The 19,357-nt window shown below is 38.1% G+C and carries 20 protein-coding genes; 7 read left to right on the forward strand and 13 right to left on the reverse strand.

The features are described from left to right. Nucleotides 1-54 precede the first annotated feature (54 nt). Both B8977_RS05340 and B8977_RS05345 read right to left on the reverse strand, forming a co-directional pair. The gene (locus B8977_RS05340; RefSeq protein WP_084016655.1) at nucleotides 55-264 is read right to left on the reverse strand and encodes a hypothetical protein; all 210 of its coding nucleotides are present in this window, start codon (nucleotides 262-264) and stop codon (nucleotides 55-57) included. Further along, entirely contained in the window at nucleotides 257-409 is a 153-nt protein-coding gene (locus B8977_RS05345; RefSeq protein WP_084016656.1) for a helix-turn-helix domain-containing protein, read from the reverse strand. Before B8977_RS05345 ends, B8977_RS05340 begins: the two co-directional genes overlap by 8 nt. A gap of 161 nt (nucleotides 410-570) precedes the next feature. Here B8977_RS05345 and B8977_RS05350 point away from each other — a divergent pair, with 161 nt between their 5' ends. The 3 genes from B8977_RS05350 to B8977_RS05360 all read left to right on the forward strand — a co-directional run bounded on the left by B8977_RS05350 (nucleotide 571) and on the right by B8977_RS05360 (nucleotide 2,494). Further along, nucleotides 571-837, forward strand: a complete 267-nt coding sequence (locus B8977_RS05350; RefSeq protein WP_084016657.1) for a hypothetical protein — start codon at nucleotides 571-573, stop codon at nucleotides 835-837. A gap of 67 nt (nucleotides 838-904) precedes the next feature. Then, nucleotides 905-1,717, forward strand: coding sequence for a GLPGLI family protein (locus B8977_RS05355; protein WP_084016658.1), 813 nt, complete (start codon nucleotides 905-907; stop codon nucleotides 1,715-1,717). A gap of 42 nt (nucleotides 1,718-1,759) precedes the next feature. Next, on the forward strand, nucleotides 1,760-2,494 hold the full coding sequence (locus tag B8977_RS05360; RefSeq protein WP_084016659.1) for a GLPGLI family protein: 735 nt from the start codon (nucleotides 1,760-1,762) through the stop codon (nucleotides 2,492-2,494). A gap of 109 nt (nucleotides 2,495-2,603) precedes the next feature. Here B8977_RS05360 and B8977_RS05365 read toward each other — a convergent pair whose 3' ends face one another. The 6 genes from B8977_RS05365 to recQ are packed head-to-tail and all read right to left on the reverse strand — an operon-like array spanning nucleotide 2,604 to nucleotide 8,790. Continuing rightward, the gene (locus B8977_RS05365; protein WP_084016660.1) at nucleotides 2,604-3,440 is read right to left on the reverse strand and encodes a class I SAM-dependent methyltransferase; all 837 of its coding nucleotides are present in this window, start codon (nucleotides 3,438-3,440) and stop codon (nucleotides 2,604-2,606) included. Then, nucleotides 3,424-3,795, reverse strand: a complete 372-nt coding sequence (locus tag B8977_RS05370) for a diacylglycerol kinase (protein WP_084016661.1) — start codon at nucleotides 3,793-3,795, stop codon at nucleotides 3,424-3,426. The genes B8977_RS05365 and B8977_RS05370 overlap by 17 nt, the downstream gene beginning before the upstream one ends. After that, nucleotides 3,796-4,611 carry a type I methionyl aminopeptidase gene (gene map, locus B8977_RS05375; RefSeq protein WP_084016662.1) on the reverse strand — a complete coding sequence of 272 codons (816 nt, stop codon included), beginning with the start codon at nucleotides 4,609-4,611 and terminating at the stop codon, nucleotides 3,796-3,798. Next, a complete protein-coding gene (locus B8977_RS05380) occupies nucleotides 4,608-5,024 on the reverse strand; it encodes a BT0820 family HAD-type phosphatase (protein WP_084016663.1) in 417 nt (138 codons plus the stop codon). The genes map and B8977_RS05380 overlap by 4 nt, the downstream gene beginning before the upstream one ends. Nucleotides 5,025-5,059: 35 nt before the next feature. Then, nucleotides 5,060-6,577, reverse strand: coding sequence for a 2,3-bisphosphoglycerate-independent phosphoglycerate mutase (gpmI, locus tag B8977_RS05385; protein WP_084016664.1), 1,518 nt, complete (start codon nucleotides 6,575-6,577; stop codon nucleotides 5,060-5,062). A 26-nt stretch (nucleotides 6,578-6,603) separates the two neighbouring features. Then, on the reverse strand, nucleotides 6,604-8,790 hold the full coding sequence (gene recQ / locus B8977_RS05390; RefSeq protein ID WP_394334467.1) for a DNA helicase RecQ: 2,187 nt from the start codon (nucleotides 8,788-8,790) through the stop codon (nucleotides 6,604-6,606). A 149-nt stretch (nucleotides 8,791-8,939) separates the two neighbouring features. On the opposite strand from recQ, the gene B8977_RS05395 reads away from it, so the two are divergent. From B8977_RS05395 to B8977_RS05410, 4 genes are all read left to right on the forward strand, one after another. Further along, a complete protein-coding gene (locus B8977_RS05395; RefSeq protein ID WP_084016914.1) occupies nucleotides 8,940-9,908 on the forward strand; it encodes a KpsF/GutQ family sugar-phosphate isomerase in 969 nt (322 codons plus the stop codon). Beyond that, nucleotides 9,908-10,738, forward strand: coding sequence for a twin-arginine translocase subunit TatC (gene tatC, locus B8977_RS05400; RefSeq protein ID WP_084016666.1), 831 nt, complete (start codon nucleotides 9,908-9,910; stop codon nucleotides 10,736-10,738). Before B8977_RS05395 ends, tatC begins: the two co-directional genes overlap by 1 nt. Before the next feature lie 160 nt (nucleotides 10,739-10,898). Next, entirely contained in the window at nucleotides 10,899-11,645 is a 747-nt protein-coding gene (locus B8977_RS05405) for an electron transfer flavoprotein subunit beta/FixA family protein (RefSeq protein WP_084016667.1), read from the forward strand. A 23-nt stretch (nucleotides 11,646-11,668) separates the two neighbouring features. Beyond that, the gene (locus B8977_RS05410; protein ID WP_084016668.1) at nucleotides 11,669-12,625 is read left to right on the forward strand and encodes an electron transfer flavoprotein subunit alpha/FixB family protein; all 957 of its coding nucleotides are present in this window, start codon (nucleotides 11,669-11,671) and stop codon (nucleotides 12,623-12,625) included. A gap of 454 nt (nucleotides 12,626-13,079) precedes the next feature. On the opposite strand, the gene B8977_RS05415 is transcribed toward B8977_RS05410, so the two are convergent. From B8977_RS05415 to uvrB, 5 genes are all read right to left on the reverse strand, one after another. Then, nucleotides 13,080-14,231, reverse strand: a complete 1,152-nt coding sequence (locus B8977_RS05415) for an MFS transporter (protein WP_084016669.1) — start codon at nucleotides 14,229-14,231, stop codon at nucleotides 13,080-13,082. A 167-nt stretch (nucleotides 14,232-14,398) separates the two neighbouring features. Beyond that, nucleotides 14,399-15,445 carry a T9SS type B sorting domain-containing protein gene (locus B8977_RS05420; RefSeq protein WP_143736343.1) on the reverse strand — a complete coding sequence of 349 codons (1,047 nt, stop codon included), beginning with the start codon at nucleotides 15,443-15,445 and terminating at the stop codon, nucleotides 14,399-14,401. Nucleotides 15,446-15,465: 20 nt separating this feature from the next. Next, nucleotides 15,466-16,092 (reverse strand): hypothetical protein, encoded by a 627-nt coding sequence (locus B8977_RS05425; protein WP_084016671.1) that lies wholly within the window; start codon nucleotides 16,090-16,092, stop codon nucleotides 15,466-15,468. 74 nt (nucleotides 16,093-16,166) lie between these two features. After that, nucleotides 16,167-17,252, reverse strand: a complete 1,086-nt coding sequence (locus B8977_RS05430) for a hypothetical protein (protein WP_143736345.1) — start codon at nucleotides 17,250-17,252, stop codon at nucleotides 16,167-16,169. A gap of 63 nt (nucleotides 17,253-17,315) precedes the next feature. After that, on the reverse strand, nucleotides 17,316-19,319 hold the full coding sequence (uvrB, locus tag B8977_RS05435; protein ID WP_084016673.1) for an excinuclease ABC subunit UvrB: 2,004 nt from the start codon (nucleotides 19,317-19,319) through the stop codon (nucleotides 17,316-17,318). Nucleotides 19,320-19,357: the final 38 nt, after the last annotated feature.

Genomic DNA, 19,357 nt, shown 5'->3' on the forward strand with positions numbered 1-19,357 from the left:
AAAGGCGCAATTTTGCGCCTTTCTATTTGGGTTGTTGATAAAACCTACACAGGATTATTTTTTTAAACGGGAAAATTCTTCCTCCAATTTGGTTAGCCGTTCTTCTAATTGAGATAAAATTTCTTTTGGAACCATATGAATAGGACCGCTATTTGAATAGCCAACATTTATACCCTCAACTTTTTCTATATTATTGGTAACGTTAATTTTCTCTTCCAAAAAATAATCAAAATCTTTATCAAAAATCCTGCAAACCTTATCCATTAAAAGAAAGTCTGGTGTTGTTTTGTTGCTTTCGATATTGGATATTGGATATGCTTGTCTGTGCTATACCGAGCAGATCAGCCAATTCATCCTGGCTCATTTTTCTTTCCTCTCTCAATCTTCTTATTTTAATACCTACACCCATGTTTAGCAATTTTATGGTAAAAATTATTTGAATATTGCTCAAGTTTAGCAAAATATTGCTTAGAACCTGACCAAAAATCCTTCACTTTTACCAAAAATATTTTCGCGAAATATTTGACAACAATTAAAATTTTAGTTTAACGTTTAAAAACAAACCAATTTATGAAAAAAGTTATTTTAGGAATGTTATTATTTGGTGGTGCATTTACACTTACCAATGAGATGGTAAAAGCAAATACATCTGTTGCAAAAGAGAGTTCAAAGGTTGAGAACTTTACAATGAATTGTAGTCCCGACGGAACTTGTGTTGTCACTTATTATTGTAATGGTTTTGGCAATCCTCCAACAGGTACTCAAACATATTACAACCTATCTGCTGCTGCATGTAGACAAATGGCTCAAAATTTCGCAGCAGAGGGATGTAATTAAGTATTAAATTAGATTATAATCCAGATGTTATTTAACATCTGGATTTTCGATTAACAATATTGATATAATGAAAAATTTAATTTTCCGATTTATATTATTTTTATCACTAACCTCCCTCTCTGCTCAAGAATTAAATGTCTATGTGGAATATATTGACAAACAAATTTATCGTAAAGAAACTACTGCTCATCTAATATCCAATGACAAAAATGCCGTTTACACAGAAAATCAGAGCAAAGATAATGGGGGTAATGAGGCTATGGCGAATCCGGGAGGTGGAAGTGCTGTGGCTGCTATACTTGAAGTGAAGCCCAATAAATTCTACAAGCAAAAAGATTCGAATATCATTTATTATAATGAATATTTAAAGGATATTGACACTATTTATTATGTTTATGATTCTATGCCTAAATTAAATTGGGAATTAATATCAGGAACCGATACTATAAGCGGTTTTGCTTGCAAAAAAGCCAAAGTAAAATTTCGTGGATCCAATCTTACGGCATATTATACACCCGATATTCCGATTTCATCCGGTCCCTGGAAATTTAACGGCTTGCCCGGTTTGATTCTAAAAGTCAGTTCAGATGACTATAAAGAGATTTACTGGCAGGCAACTAAAGTGGTTTATCCATATAAGAAAAAGACTGATTACACTTTTGATAAATATAAATATACAATATCCCTTAAAGAATTCAAATTTAGCAGCTTTAGAATTTATCAAGACAAAATCCCTGATAAAACCTTAATGAATGCTGCCCAAAGATTAAAGTATGGCAGACGTATTTTTGTAGTAGAAAAAGTATACGAATGGGAAAAAGAGGGAGATGTATGGAGGCCTTATTTTATGGACTATTTCCAGAAAATTCCACCTTGGTAAATTTTTAAAAAGACAATCAACCATTTTTAAACACTATAATTTATGAAACTTAGATTTTTTTTATTTGCAGCATTATTTATCGTTTGTGTAATTCACCTTTCAGCACAGGAAAAATTAAGGGTTGAATACGAAGTTGTTCCCTATTACGAATCGGTGGGAAAAGATGAATTTGACATAACAATGGAGTCAAGCCTGTTTGAATTAGTTACAGATAAAAATGAATCTCTGTATAGAATCGTACCCAGAATAAACAATACACAAATAGAAGTGTCAGGCAGTATTTCTGCAACTATGTCTGCAGATGCAAACCCTGTGTATAAAAACACCGAAGGTAAAACTTACGTTGAAGAAGCACAAATAGGAGAAAAAGTATTTTTAATTAAAGATGATTTGCCGCAAATTGACTGGAAGATCACAAAAGAAACCAAAGAAATAGCGGGTTTCCCTGTCCAGAAAGCAACGGCAGTTTTGACTGATGATGACAAAACCGAAATAGAAGCATGGTATTCTCCAAAGCTAAACAACAAAAACGGTCCTGACAAGTTATGGGGGCTGCCCGGAATAATCCTGGAGGTACAGACTCTGATCAACTACGATGATGGCAGCAAAGAGGGTACCAAATACGTAGCAATAAAAGTTGAAACTTTAAATTCAAATGAAAAATTAAAAGCTCCAACTAAGGGTAAAGAAATTACCCAAAAAGAATTTACAAAATTCGTAAACGAGCATTTTGAACAACAGATGGAAATGTATCGTGGAGGTGTAGATAAAGATTAGATTTTCAGTTCACAATGTAGATACTCTTGACATACAATCCATTCATGACATCAGCCGATCCACAATATCCTAATAATTTATTGTGAAGATGTTCTTTTGAAACAGGAGTTTAAGTCATTCTTTTCTTCCCGCGAAACCAATCTGCAATTTTTCGGGTAAAATTTTTAGAATTTGATTCGGAAATCTTTCTTACAACAGGAAGTAATTCATTTTTTTCCAAACCATATCGGCGGATTTCTTCGTCTGATAATTGGGTTGAATAATTCACTTCCTCCACCACAAATCCCATTTCGCGCAAGCGGTCATAATAATCCATGCCGTAAACGCGCACATGGTCATATTGCCCGAATTTCTCTTTGCGTTCTTTTTTGTCGGTAATCGTTGGGTCTTCGAAAGTTTCCAAAAGTGAATAACGGATCGGCACCTGGAAAATGCCCCAACCGTTGGGTTTCATAACGCGGTACAATTCAGAAATTGCTTTTTTATCGTCATCGATGTGTTCCAAAACATGGTTGCAAAAAACCACATCAAATGAATTGTCTGGAAAAGGCAGGTTTTTGATGTCCGCTTTCACATCTGCAATCGGGGAATTTAAATCACAAGTCGTATAATCAAGATTTCCTAATTTTCTGAATCGTTCATAAAATGCCTGTTCAGGCGCCATGTGCAACACTTTGTAATTAGAAGTGAAAAAATCAGTTTCATCTCTTAAATAAAGCCAAAGCAAACGGTGTCTTTCCAGCGATAAAGTTCCGGGTGAAAGCGCATTTTTACGTTGGTTTTCGTATCCGTAAGGCAGGAAATTGTGGTAGCTTCTCCCATCAATCGGATCGGTGAAATTCTTTCCTTTGAAAAACCAAATCAAAACGGGACGTGCCGCAAAACTCAAACGGATGAGCCACGGACGCGGAATGGTATTCATTACTTTTTTAAATGCTGACTTCACAAAATCTATCTAAAAATTTCGGGACAAATATAACCATACAACTTATAAATGCGCCGGTGGAAGTGACGAAAGTTGCGCCGGCAGAGATGTCTTTGACGCGTTTGATTTGCTCATCGTATTCCAAAGTTACTCTGTCGGAAAGCTTTTCGATAGCGGTATTTAAATATTCTGAAGTGCCGATGGCGAACATCCAGATCATGATGACGAGGAATTCAATTTGGGAAACTTCAAGAAATGCTGCGACCGCTAAAGTTGCAAGCAAAACTCCAAACCAAATCTGAACATTTCGTTCGGTTCGGAGTGCGTAGAAGATTCCTTCTAATGCAAATTTTGCAGAAGTAAGAAATCGAAACATCTATGCGTAGGTTTTATAAAGGAAAGGTTCTTCTTCGTCAGAAGTGATTCCCAATGCCTCGTAAATGTATTTGAATGTAGAAAGCAAAGTTGGTTTACCGTCGATGATGGCCACATCATGCTCAAAATGCGCGGAAGGTTTGTTGTCACGCGTGGTGATTGTCCAGCCGTCTTTGTGAAATTTCACTTTGTCCGTTCCCATGTTGATCATCGGTTCGATGGCGAGTGTAATTCCTTCTTTCAAAACTTTTCCGGTTCCTCTTTTTCCATAGTTCGGAACTTGCGGATCTTCGTGCATATCACGTCCAACCCCGTGTCCTACCAATTCTTTCACGACACCATAACCACGGCTTTCGCAATAAGTCTGAATCGCATATCCGATGTCGCCGGTTCTGTTTCCCGGTAAAACCTGTTCGATTCCTTTATATAAAGATTCTTTGGTGATACGAAGTAATTTTTTTGTTTCTTCCGCAACTTCTCCGATTTCAAAAGTGTAAGCATGGTCACCTACAAACCCGTTTAAAACTGCACCACAATCTACAGAAAGAATGTCTCCGTCTTTGATTTCTTCCTTACTTGGAAATCCATGAACGACTTGTTCATTGGGAGAAATACAAAGGGAATAAGGAAAGCCTCCGTAGCCTAAAAATGCAGGTTTTGCGCCATGATCCTGGATGAAATCATGTGCCAATTTATCTAAATGAAGCGTTGTGATTCCGGGTTTGATTTCCTTCGCCAACATACCCAAAGTTCTTGAAACCAATTGGGCACTTTGGTACATCAATTCTAACTCTTCTTTATTTTTTAAAATAATCATAATCCAAAAAAACCTTTTTTCTTTTTCTTTTTTTCTACACCATGTGCATTTATTGTGAATTCAATTTTGTTTGAAATAACCTGAAGTGTTTCGCCCCAGCCTGGAAACCCGCCTAAATTTCTGTCATCAATAAATATGTCAGCATTTATTTTTCGGCTTTGTTTTTCCTGGTCAAAAATTTCTCCTTCAAAACTTGAATTCACAGCATAGAATTCAACACCGTTTTCGCGGCAGAACTCTACAGCATCCTGCAATTCCTTTCCGCTTCGGTAAGTCCATAAAACCAGTCGATGTCCTTTTGCCATCAATTGTTTGAGGGATTCAAAAGCGAATAACTTCTCTTTGCCGATTTTAGGATACGCATCATCAACGACTGTTCCGTCAAAATCGACAGCTATAATGTAACTTCTCATTTGGGTAAGGTTAAATCAAGTGCAAAGTTAAGGATTTAATTTTTTATCAGTATGTTACCCGTCATTTCCTCAGGAATCTGAATGTCCATTAATTTCAGAATGGTGGGAGCAATGTCACCCAATTTTCCATTTTCCAAATTGAATTTATTTTCATTTTGAATTAAAATCAAAGGAACCAGATTGGTGCTGTGCTGCGTGTTCGGCGAGCCGTCCGGATTGGTCATGACATCGGCATTTCCATGATCGGCAAGGATGAGCGTTGTGTAATCATTTTCCAAAGCCGTTTTTACAATTGCTTCCGCACATTGGTCAACGGTTTCAGCTGCCTGAACAGCTGCCTGAAAAACACCTGTATGACCTACCATGTCAGTATTTGCAAAATTTAAACAAATAAAATCTGCAGATTTCGCATTGATTTCCGGAATGATGTTTTTGGTAATTTCAAACGCTGACATTTCCGGTTTTAAATCATAAGTGGGAACATCTTTTGGTGAAGCGCATAGAATTCTTCTTTCTCCTTCAAATTCTTTTTCTCGTCCGCCAGAAAAGAAAAACGTCACGTGCGGATATTTTTCAGTTTCGGCAATTCGGATTTGGGTTTTTCCGTTTGCTTCCAAAACTTCTCCCAATGTATTGGGAAGTTCATCATCATTATAAACCACTTCAACTCCCTGGAAACTTTTGTCGTAATTCGTCAAAGTGATGTAACGGATTCCGAGTTTTTTCATGCCAAATTCATCAAAGTCTTTTTGTGTCAAAACTTCCGTGATTTCGCGTCCTCGATCCGTTCTGAAATTAAAATTGATGACGATGTCTCCTTCTTCGATCAATCCTTTTTCATCTATAATTATCGGCCTTAGAAATTCGTCAGAAATTCCTTCTTCATAAGATTTTGAAATGGACTGAATGGGATTTTCGCATTTTTCGCCAAGTCCTTTTACAATTAAATCATAAGCCAGTTTCACACGTTCCCAGCGTTTATCACGATCCATGGAATAATATCTTCCAATGATTGAAGCTAATTTTCCGGTGGAATGTTGTGTATGTTCTATCAAATCCTGAATGAATTTTTTCCCGCTGTGCGGGTCACAATCACGTCCGTCTGTGAAAGCATGGATATAAACATTGTCCGTCAAACCATATTCAGCCGCAGCATCCAACAATCCAAACAAATGGTTGATGTGTGAATGAACGCCGCCATTTGAAACCAATCCAATGAAATGTACTTTTTTGTTGTTGTCGCGAGCGAACTGAAATTCGGAATTCAATACTTTTTCTTTGAGAAAAGATTTGTCTGAAACAGCCATGTTGATTCTAACCAAATTCTGGTAAACGACTCTTCCGGCGCCTAAATTCATGTGTCCAACTTCGGAATTTCCCATCTGACCTTCCGGCAAACCGACGTCTAAGCCATAAGTAACAAGCGTGGAATTTGGATATTTATTGAGACATGAATCGATGAAAGGTGTATTTGCTTTTGCTATCGCTGATGTTTCCGGGTTTGGGTTCAATCCCCATCCATCCAAAATCATCAGCAGGACTTTGTTATTCATTTTATTTGAATTGTATGTTTGTTATTTTAATTGGCGATGTCATTGATGAATTTAATCCGCATCAGGCGCAATTCTTCTTCATCATAATCATTTTTAAATTCTTTCAACATTTCAGTCATCGAATCACTTTGAGCTTCCATCAAATAATCATGGATTTCTTCTTGCTGATCTTCGTCGAGAATATCTTCGATATAATAATCAATGTTGAGTTTAGTTCCTTGATAAACAATGCTTTCCATTTCAGAAAGAAGTTCTGTCATGCTGAGGCTTTTGGCTTTTGCCATGTCTTCAAGATTCAATTTTCTATCAACACTTTGGATGATATACACTTTGAAGCTCGATTTGTCAGCTACGCTTTTGATGACCATCTCATCAGGGCGGACGATATCGTTTTCTTCAACATATTTCGCAATGAAATCCACAAAAGATTTCCCAAATTTATTAGCTTTTCCTTCTCCCACACCGAAAACATTGGTCAATTCCTTTATGGTTGTCGGATATTGCATGGTCATATCGTCCAAACTCGGGTCTTGAAATACTGCGAAAGGCGGAATTCCGTGCTGTTTGGCGATTTTTTTTCTTAAATCTTTAAGATGTTTAAGCAATGTGTCATCAAATGCTGCCGGTGCAGTCTGAATAGGCTCTGAAGAACCTTCTGTCAATAATTTTTTGAAATCTATGTCTTCTGCAATCAGGAACTCTTCTTGTTTTTTGAGGAATTCTTTTCCTTTTTCATTTAATTTTAAAGTACCGTAGGTTTCAATTTCTTTGATGAGAAAATCTCTTACAATCAATTGTCTGACAATACTTTTCCAATGGTAATCTTCTTGGTCTTTGCCACTGCCGAAATAATTTTCTAAATGTAAATTATAGGATTTGATGATTGAGCTTTCTTTTCCGGTCAAGATGTTTACGATATCATTGATTTTCAATCTTTGGTTATTCTTTTGAATTACTTCAAGGATTTTTTTGGCGTCATCCTGCACGTCGATCATTTTTTTAGGATTGCGCATATTGTCGTCCATATTTGCACCTAATCCATTTTCTTCGTCAAATTCTTCCCCGAAATAATGCAGTAAGAATTTCCTTCTCGACATAGAAGTCTCAGAATAAGCAACGACTTCGCTTAATAATTGTAGACCAACTTCTCTTTCTGCCACATGTTTTCCTGCCAGGAATTTTTCGAGTTTCTCAATGTCTTTGTAATCATAAAATGCGAGACAATGCCCTACGCCACCATCACGACCCGCGCGTCCCGTTTCCTGGTAATAGCTTTCCAGACTTTTGGGCATGTCATAATGAATCACAAAACGAACGTCCGGTTTGTCAATTCCCATCCCGAAAGCAATAGTCGCAACCACCACATCGACATCTTCCATTAGGAACATGTCTTGGTGTTTGCTTCTCGTTTTCCCATCCAATCCAGCATGATAAGGAATTGCTTTGATTCCGTTGACTTGAAGCGTTTGGGAAAATTCCTCCACTTTTTTACGGCTCAAACAATAAATTACACCTGATTGACCTGAAAACTGGCTGATGAATTTTACGATTTCTTTGTCCTGATTTACTTTAGGACGTATTTCATAAAATAAATTCGGACGGTTAAATGATGCTTTGTAAACCTTGGCTTTCTGCATTCCCAAAGTTTTTTGGATGTCTTCCTGAACTTTTGGAGTTGCAGTTGCCGTCAAAGCAATCACTGGCGCATCGCCGATTTTATTGATGATGTGTTTCAAATTGCGGTATTCCGGTCGGAAATCATGTCCCCATTCCGAAATACAATGCGCTTCATCTATCGCAAAAAATGAAATTTTTACAGTTTTAAAAAACTCGGTATATTCTTCTTTGGTCAGAGACTCCGGAGCCACATACAGCATTTTGGTTACGCCGCTGCGGATGTCGTCCATGACGATTTTTGTTTCGGTTTTGTTAAGTGATGAATTCAAAACATGCGCAATTCCGTTTTCCGAAGAAATTCCGCGAAGCGCATCAACTTGATTTTTCATCAAGGCAATCAATGGAGACACTATAATTGCTACGCCATCTGAAATCAATGCAGGAAGCTGGTAGCAGAGCGATTTCCCACCACCGGTAGGCATCAGTACAAAAACATCTTCTTTATTCAGAAGACTGTTTATAATTTCTTGTTGTTCGCCTTTAAATTGGCTGAAGCCAAAGTATTTTTTAAGGGAGGCGGTTAAATCGTTATTCATATTCATCTTTACAAAAAGACTAATTTATATTTATAATGCTTCTTAAAGTTTATATATTTGGAAATTCAATTTTAGGATTGAAAATTCAGAATTTTTATCAAAAGACCTAAAATACAAATTTAAAATTAAACAAACAAAATCTTTTGGGTTTGAAAAATCAAGAAATCATTCAAATAGCCCAATCTGTTTTCGATGATGAAGTTAAGGAACTTTTACAGATTGGTCAAAATTTAGGAGATGAATTTTGTCACGCCGCCGAATTACTCAATTTTGTCAAAGGAAAAGTAGTGGTTGTAGGCGTGGGGAAAAGCGCACATATTGCCAATAAATTGGTGGCAACATTTAACTCTACGGGGACACCCAGCCAGTTTCTTCATGCTACAGAAGCTATTCATGGAGATTTGGGTTTGCTAGGGCAAGATGATGTTGTGATCTGCATTTCTAAAAGTGGAAACAGTCAGGAAATTAAGGATTTAGCTCCGATTTTAAAAAGAAATTCTTCTGCATTGATTGCCATGACCGGAAATTTACAATCAGATTTGGTGAAACATGCCGATGTGGTTTTGAATACGACGGTTTCAAGGGAAGCTTGCCCCAACAATCTGGCTCCGACTTCGAGTACGACTGCTCAGTTGGTTATGGGTGATGCGCTGGCCGTAGTTTTGATGAAAATGAAAAATTTCACAAGTCAGGATTTTGCAAAATATCATCCGGGCGGCGCTTTGGGGAAAAGATTGCTTTGGAGCGTGAGCGATGTGATGGATTCTTTTCAGCGTCCGTTGGTCAATCCAAATTCTACGATTTATGAAGTAATTGATTCTTTGACTTCAGGCAGAAACGGTATCACGGTGGTTTTGGACGGAGAAAAAGTCCAAGGTGTGATTACTGATGGTGATTTGCGAAGAATGCTTCAAAAACATCAGGATTATAGTGGATTGCTGGCAAAGGATATTTTGTCATCTAATCCTAAAATAATTTACAAAGATGAAAAAGCAGTAGATGCATTTCATAAATTAAGAGATTATAACATCGGACAATTGGTAGTGGTAGACAGAGACGAAAAGTATTTCGGAATACTGGATTTACATGCCCTCATCAAACACGGAATCGAAGCATAATGGCAAAAGAAGAGAGAGAAATGTCCTTTTTAGGACACATCGTTGAGTTAAGAGGACATTTGATTCGTTCCATTTTAGCAATTGTAGTTGGAGCGATAATCGTCGGGATTTTCTGGGATTTTTTATTGCAAAAAATCATCATGGCACCGTTGAAATCAGATTTTCCAACTTTTCAAATTTTCAATTCGGTCGCGAAATGGATTGGTATGGATCAACCTTATACAGAAAAGTTTGATATGTCTAAAGATCTGATGAATTTAGATCCGTCAGGGCAAATTACTTCTCAGATTTCAGTGGTTTTGATTTGTGGGTTAATCATCGCAATTCCTTATGTAGTTTGGGAAATTTGGAAATTTATAAAACCCGGATTGAGTGTAAATGAACAGAAAAGCGCTAATGGAACTGTTTTGGCTACGACGTTTTTCTTTTTGTTGGGAGTTACATTTAGCTATTATTTATTGTTGCCGCTTTCTACGCAATTTTTATTTACTTACAATCCGTTTGGTGTAAATAACGAATGGAAATTAATGAGTTACATTTCATTATTTGTACAAACTTTATTGGGAATGGGAGTTGTATTTCTACTTCCTATTTTTGCATATTTCTTGGCTAAAGTAGGCATTTTAACCCCAAAATTCCTTAAAACTTACCGCAGGCATGCTTTCGTTGTAATACTTACAATCGCCGCCATCATTACGCCGAATGACTTTCTGAGCATGATGATTGCAGCTTTCCCGCTTTGGGTTTTGTATGAATTCAGCATTTTGGTAACGAGTTATGTAGTTAAAAAACAATTGAAAGAATCCAAAAAAGACTTGGTTAAAAACTGATAAAAATCTTGCGTTTATTATGCGTGCATAATAAATATTTTTCGTTAAATTTACGAACTTGAAAAAGTTCAGTTAGAAATTTATAAAATGATTCCTGATTGATATTCAGAATTTTAATGAAAAATAAGTTTAACATAAATAACAAACAAAAACATATAGGATGAAAATATTAGTATGTATCAGTAGTGTTCCAGATACTACTGCTAAAATAAACTTTACCGGAGACGGAAAGGAATTTGATAAAAACGGAGTGCAGTTTGTGATCAATCCGCATGATGAATTCAGCTTGACCAGAGCTGTTCAATTGCAGGAAACACAAGGTGCAAAAATCACAGTTGTAACTGTGGGCGATGCTTCAGTAGAGCCGGTAATGAGAAAGGCTTTGGCAATCGGCGCAGATGATGCGGTTCGTGTAAATGCAGACGCAAGAGACCATTTCTTTGTAGCTACTCAAATTGCGAAAGTTGCAAAAGACGGAGGTTATGATATGATTTTGACAGGTAGAGAATCAATTGATTATAATGGAGGAGCCGTTCCGGGATTGGTTGCAGGAATTTTAGATTACGGATTCGTAAACGGATGTGTAGGATTGACTGTAAACGGAAATTCTGTGGAAGCACTTCGCGAAATTGATGGCGGAAAAGAAACTGTTTCAGGAGATTTCCCATTGGTTATCGCTGGTCAGAAAGGTTTGGTTGATGAAACGGAATTGAGAATTCCAAATATGCGTGGAATCATGGCGGCTCGTACCAAGCCATTGACGGTTGTAGAAGCTGAGCAAACAGAATCTAAATTGAAAGTTGTCGGATATGTAAAACCGCCTTCAAGAGGAAATGTAACGTTGATAAACAAAGACAATGTTGCGGAATTGGTAAGACTTTTACACGAAGAAGCGAAAGTTATTTAATTAACCTTTAAACAAAATTTAAAATGGCAATTTTAGTATACGCAGAATCCCACGACGGACAATATAAAAAAGCAGCATTTGAAGCAGTTTCTTATGCGAAATCTATCGCTGACAAAGTAGGAGATACTGTTACGGCAGTAGCTATCAATGCAGCAGAATCTTCTGATTTATTATATAAATATGGAGCAAACAAAGTTTTGAAAGTATCAAGTGATGCTTTGAAAAGTTTTTCTCCGAATGCTTACGCAAAAGTTTTGGCGGAATTGAAAGATGGAGATACGATTGTACTTCCTTCTACCAATGATGCTGCGACCATCGCGCCACTTTTGGCTTTGAAGACAAATGCAACTTTGGTAACGAATTTAATTTCTGCACCGACTAATGTTTCGCCTTTTACTGCTGACAGAAAAGCTTTCTCAGGAAAAGGAATTGAAACGATTGAAGTTACAGACGGAGCAAAAGTTTTGACTGTTTTGCAAAATGCTTTCGGATTGAAAGAAAATGCTGTTTCAGGAACTGAAGAAGCAGCCAATGTTTCGGTAAGTGATGCTGATGCAAAAGTGAAAGTAATCAAAGTTGAACAGAATTCTTCTGATAAAATTGATTTGAAAGAAGCTGAAATCGTAGTTTCTGCAGGCCGCGGAATGAAAGGTCCTGAAAACTGGGGAATGATAGAAGAAATGGCAAACATTTTGGGAGCTGCAACGGCTTGCTCAAAACCGGTTGCGGACATCCATTGGAGACCGCACGAAGAGCACGTGGGACAAACCGGAAAAGCAATTTCTCCAAAACTGTACATCGCGGTTGGAATTTCGGGTGCGATTCAGCATTTGGCGGGTGTGAACTCTTCTAAAACGATTGTTGTAATTAATTCTGATGCAGAAGCACCGTTCTTCAAATCGGCTGATTATGGAATCGTGGGAGATGCTTTTGAAATCGTTCCGAAATTGAATGCGGAATTGAAAAAATTTAAAGGATAAAATTTTTTATTTAAAGATTTGAAAATGGGATAATTTGAAATTCCTGTTTTGATTGATACATCAACCTCCAAGGTTTTCAAAACCTTGGAGGTTTTTTTGTTTTTGAATGAATTGCGGTAAGGATCTTGTGTGAATTTATGCCAAAATTTAGATTGGAATTTTGAAAATTGAAAACTACATCAATAAAGTATAAAGTCGAGCTTTCTTAACATGGCTCGGCTATCAAAATTCTCTGCACATGGACTAAGTTTCTGGTAGTTTTAACGGATGGTGCTGATATGGATTTGCGCTCGCGATATGGAGGGCTTGGTTTGCCGCTTACTACGTTGTGAGAATTAGTGGCGGCATACGGGACCCCGGAGCAGCGCGATAAGGCGCCCTTTTTAAATTTTAGATTTTGAATTTTTTTAGGGCTTTTCTCATAAAGAAACCGGAAATTAATTCTATCTAAAAACTATAGCTTTTTTTTCTGCGTCATAAGGAAACTGATGGTAAGCCCTACACCAATGGTCGCCATCCCAACACCTACAAGTACGGGAGTGTCATACGCGAATCCCATGGTGATGGGGATCCCTCCAAGATAAGCACCCATAGTATTTCCCATGTTGAAGCTGGCTTGTCCCGCTGAAGCTGCGAAAGTTTCTGCGCCTTTAGCGTTTTGGATGAGCATCATCTGAATGGGTGAACCTACTGAAAAGGAAATGACTCCTGTGATGAATGCCATGATGTATGCCATGGAGTGGATGTGGGCGGTAAAATGAACGACAACTAAACAAATTGCCATCGAGCTGAAACATGCGATGGTAGCTTTGGTGGGGCTCATGGCATCGGCTGCTTTTCCACCGATGATATTTCCGAAGAACATTCCCAATCCAACCAAAACCATGATGAGTGGAACTCTATCTTCTGCGACACCGGAAACTTTGGTTACCAAGGGTGCGATGTAACTGATCCATGCAAACAATCCACCCGTTCCGATGGATATGATGGCAATCAAGAGCCACGCTTGTCCTCTTTTGAAATACTTTAACTGGTGAAGTAAATTTCCTTTTGAATTGGAACTAATTTTAGGCATCCAAAACATGAGTGCCAAAAATGTAATTAAGCCTAATAGACTTATGATTCCGTAAGTCAATCTCCATGAATAATGATGACCGATGTAAGTTCCAAGCGGAACGCCAATCAGGTTTGCCAGAGTCATTCCCGTGAACATCGTAGCGATGGCTTGTGCTTCTTTTCCTTTTTTGGCGAGATTGGTTGCTACTACTGAGCCTACACCGAAAAATGCGCCATGCGGCAATCCCGAAGCAAATCTGGATATTTCTAATGTAAATGAATTGGGTGCGATGGAAAATAATCCGTTGAATACTACGAACATGAGCATGAGTGCCATCAACACTGTTTTGGGAGGATACTTTCCTGAAATCAATACCAAAGTGGGTGCACCGACTACAACGCCTAGTGCATACAATGCAATTAGATGTGCGGCTTGGGGGATTTCTATGTCGAGGTCTTTGGCAATGTCGGGAAGGATTCCCATCATCGTAAATTCAGTCATGCCTATTGCCATCCCTCCAAATGCGAGGGCGATCAAACCTTTGTTCATCTTAAAATGATTTTGCTTTATTTAATTTAGCGAGGTGCAAAGGTCTGACATGAAACCCGGATTTGGAAATAAGTTTCGATAAAATTATCTTATGAAATCATTTATTAAACAGAAAAAAGGCTTAAACCTTTTCAGATTTAAGCCTTTATATAATTATGAAAATTCTACTAATAATTTTTAATCAATAAATATCCGGTTATTTTTTCATCACCCAGATAAATGATGTAAACATATGAAGCGCTTGGTAATGGTCTTCCCATGTACTTTCCATCCCACTTAAACTGGTCTGCTGAAGTGATAACTTTGAATAGTTTACCATAGCGGTCATATATTTCAATCTTTGCATTTGGCGCGAGTGTCTGCAGTCTGCTCAAATCCCAAACATCGTTATAACCGTCACCATTTGGAGTGATTGCATTTGGAATGCTGATAGTAGTTGCCATGATATAAGTAAAACAAGTGGCATCCCATGTGCGTATCCTCACGATATAAATTCCCTGACTGACTCCGTAAAAAATATTTCCGACCTGCCATGATTTGATGATGTTTCCGTTAAGGTCTTCGAGCTGGTACTCCAGCTGTTCAACATTTCCGCCGGTATGTTCTACTACGATAGTGTTGTAAGCATCAGTATTGACCGTGAAAATCGGAAAATCCATCGGAGTGGCTTCCACTGTTTGGGTTGCAGTACAGCCGTTTTGGGTAACCTCAAGGGTATAGCTTCCCGGTTCTTGGACAGTCAGCAAACGCGTGTTTGCGAGTAATGCTCCGTTGGCATCGTACCATGCATAAGAATCGTAACCAAATCCTGCATTGAACGTAACACTTCCGCCTTCGGGACAGATGAGTAAATCATTTAATTCATTTAACTCAACTTCATCTCGGAGAGAGATTTCCATTTCGCGGAAATTTTCACAACCGTTGAATTCCGTAACTCTGAGCGTATAACTTCCCAAAGGTGTTGTACCCCAGTTGATTTCTATGTGATTTCCTGAAGTAGTGATCGGTATGATGGTTCCTGCGAATCCACCCGTCATGACTTGCCATGTATAAGTTGAACCCGTCGTCCCGTTTCCGTTGTTCTCGGTCATATCGACCGCAAATTGTTTCACCGCACCGATACACAGCGTTTGCTGTCCCCGAACCGTGACCGCTCCGAAGAGCAGCACAGTGAGGACAAGTTTTATTGCTTGTATGTTTAGCTTATGAATCAAATTTTGATAATTCTGAAGAATTATAGTACTTGGATTGGTGATGTAACCGGTGCAGCATTTACTGTTACTGTTGCTGTAACACCAGTCACATTGGTCGTACAAGCGGTAGGGCTGGCATCAGTTGCAACCGATGTAATTACAATTGTTTGGTTAGCTGTAACTCCAATGATGATAACATCCACTTCACCTGTTGGTAGAATTGTAGTAGTTTGAACACCTCCGCCATTTATAGTGTAGCTTACCACATTTCCTGGTGTCCCTGTAATTGTAAATACAGCATCGTCGCCAGAACAAATTGCTGGAGGGTCTGCAACAACAGTTGGAGCATTTGGTCCGGTAACTATTTCAACTGTGAATTCAACAGCAGGATCAGTCTCACAACCTGTTGCATTTGTCTCTATAACTGTAATTGTAACAATAGTTCCTACAGCAACACCTGTCCAATCTATATTGGCGGTATTTGAACCAGGAATAATTTGTGTCAATGTTCCAGCAGTTACGGCCCAAGCATAGGTCGATCCGGGTGATCCGGTAGCTGTTTCATCTCCACTACCTAGAGCAGGATTGTTATCGACAATAAAATTTGTATTTGAGTTTTGACAAACCTCTAAATCAGCTTGCGCATTTACTACGTATAATACCAACATCAGTATTAACGAAGTGAATAGTTTTAAAGTAGAATTATTCATATTAATTGGTTTTAATTTTTGTTTATTATTTTTTATAAAGGAATTACTGGTGATGTGACAGGGTTTGGGTTGACGGTCACTTCATAAAGATTAGATATAAATTGACAGTCTGTTGTATTTGGAGTTCCATTTAATGGTAGATTGATTGTCATTACACAGTAATAATAATATGTTCCAATTAACGTATTGGAAGGTGTGTGAATATTTGAATTTGTACCAACAGGAGTGCCGCCTGTTGTATTTGCTATAGTGTTTCTGTACCATTGGTAGGTTACAACATTTGGTTCATCTACAACTTCTAAATCAGTTAGGAGTTCATTTACACAAACTTCTTGAGAAGGTATATTTGTTCGAATAGGTAATGCTCCAGTAAAAATTTTAGCATCAAAATCAGAACAGTTTGATGCATTTGACCAATTTCCATTATTGGAAACATCAGCAGTATTTAATATCCGAACTAACCATTCCCCTTGTGATATTGAAGTAGATGTATTCCCAGAATAATATCTAAAATTATTATAATCAATTGGGGAAGTGATATGATAACATCTTGTATCTGGATGTATATTTGAGTTTCGGTTATGTGCAGAGTTTGTAGTAGAATTCGTTGCTATCCATGTTGATTTTGTATTATATGCAGTTAATATTCTTCCACTATAAGTAGCATTGTTCCCTGAAGTATTTGTCCAATTACCTCCTTGCATTACAAAAAATTGATCTCCATCTGCTCGTAAATCGAAAGAGCCTACTGAAGAAGCATTGATATAGTCCCAATCAGGATTTTGTAAATTCGTTGGATTTCCATTTTGATTCATATTAAGCCTGAAAACTTGTCCTGCAGGGATTGTCCCAGAATTTGTGTTTTTTTGAAATCTAAAAAAACCTTCAGAACTTCCAAATCTATTTGGATTTTGACGTTCCCATCCATTATCGGTCAAATCAATCGTAGTTCCATTTGTTATAGGTTTAAATGAAACTAGATAAATTGAATTTTTAATAGTAGGAGAGCAATCGTCAACTATTACCCCCAAAACCATAACATCCCCTCTATTCAAAGTAGTTTGAGAGATAGCCACAAAGCAAACCAGCAGGTTGATTAATAGTAAAAATTTCTTCAATGTGTTAAGTTGAATTTTAACGCAAAGGTAACACAGAAAATACGATTATTTAAAATTTAATCACTATAAAGATTGTTTTAACAAATTGATGGCATCACGATGCTTGGCAGCTGTGATAAAGTCCAGATTTTTAGCTGCTTTCTCCATTTCTTTTTGCAATGAATCAATCTTCTTTTGCAGGTCGCTGGATGACATGTTTTTGTAGTCTGCTTTGTCTTCTGCAGCCATGCTGTCAAGCGATTTTTTCTGATAAGGATTCAATTCAAATTGTTCCGCAGAAGCATTCAGCTGATTGATTTTTTTATTCAGCGGTTGTGGTGTTTTATTGTGATCGGTATTGTATTTCATTTGAATTTCACGGCGGCGGTTCGTCTCGTCGATCGTCATCTGCATGCTTTGGGTAATTTTGTCAGCATAAAAAATCACACGACCATTTACATTTCGCGCGGCGCGACCCGAAGTCTGTGTGAGCGAACGGTGATTCCTTAAAAATCCTTCTTTGTCAGCATCCAAAATCGCAACCAATGAAACCTCTGGCAAGTCCAATCCTTCTCTTAATAAATTTACCCCAACCAAAACATCAAACAATCCGATTCGCAGATCCTGCATGATTTTCACACGTTCCAAAGTATCGACATCGGAGTGAATATATCTCGTTCGTACACCAAATCTTGTTAAATATTTGGTCAATTCTTCCGCCATTCTTTTTGTCAAGGTCGTAACCAAAACACGTTCATCAATTTCTGCTCGTTTCTGGATTTCTTCCATCAGATCATCCATCTGATTCAATGATGTACGCACTTCGATGATTGGATCCAACAATCCGGTCGGACGAATGATCTGCTCCACTACGACGCCTTCAGATTTTTCCAATTCATAATTTGCAGGCGTAGCCGACACATAAATGACCTGATTTTGCATCGTTTCAAATTCCTCAAATTTCAGCGGACGATTGTCCATCGCGGCTGGCAGGCGGAATCCGTATTCTACCAAATTCTCTTTTCGGCTTCGGTCACCACCAAACATTGCGTGAACTTGCGGAATCGTCGCGTGTGATTCGTCTATGACCATCAAATAATCTTCCGGAAAATAATCCAACAAACAGAATGGCCGCGTTCCTGGCATTCTTCCGTCGAGGTAACGCGAATAATTCTCAATCCCGGAACAATAACCCAATTCTTTCATCATTTCGATGTCAAATTCAGTACGCTCCTGTAATCTTTTTGCTTCTAAATGTTTGCCGATTTCCTGAAAATATTCGACTTGTTTTCCTAAATCCAACTGTATATTTCTGATGGCTCCGTTCAACGTGTCTTGTGAAGTCACAAATAAATTCGCCGGATAAATATTGATTTTATCCAATGAATTAATTTTCCTTCCGTTGGCGGGATCAAAAGTTTCAATTTCTTCGATTTCGTCTCCGAAAAAATGAATCCTAACTGCCTGGTCTGAATAAGCAGGGAAAACATCCAATGTATCACCTTTTACACGAAAGTTTCCACGTTGGAAATCTGCTTCGGTTCTTGAATAAAGCGAACCCACGAATTTTTGAAGCAGCTTTGTTCTGGCAACCGTTTGTCCGACTTCTATTTCTACAATATTTTTATGGAATTCCGTGGGATTTCCAATACCATACAAACAGGAAACCGAAGCCACAATCAATATGTCTCGCCGACCCGAAAGCAGAGAAGAAGAGGCGCTCAAACGCAGCTTTTCAATTTCTTCGTTGATGGACAAATCCTTTTCGATGTAAAGTCCTGAAGTCGGAATGTAGGCTTCCGGCTGGTAATAATCGTAGTAGGAAACAAAATATTCCACCGCATTATTAGGAAAAAATTCCTTGAATTCCATGAACAACTGCGCCGCCAAAGTTTTGTTGTGTGCGAGTACCAAAGTCGGTCTCTGCACCTCATTGACCACGTTTGCAACCGTAAAGGTTTTTCCCGAACCTGTCACACCCAAAAGCGTTTGGTAACGATCACCGGATTCGATTCCGCTCACCAAAGAATGGATGGCTGTTGGCTGGTCGCCTGTCGGCTGAAATTCAGAATGGATTTTAAATGGCATGGATGATTTTCAAGAAATAATTAACGCGTAAAGTTACC

This window comes from Moheibacter sediminis (assembly GCF_900176425.1).
In the GTDB taxonomy this organism is placed as follows: Bacteria; Bacteroidota; Bacteroidia; order Flavobacteriales; family Weeksellaceae; genus Moheibacter; species Moheibacter sediminis.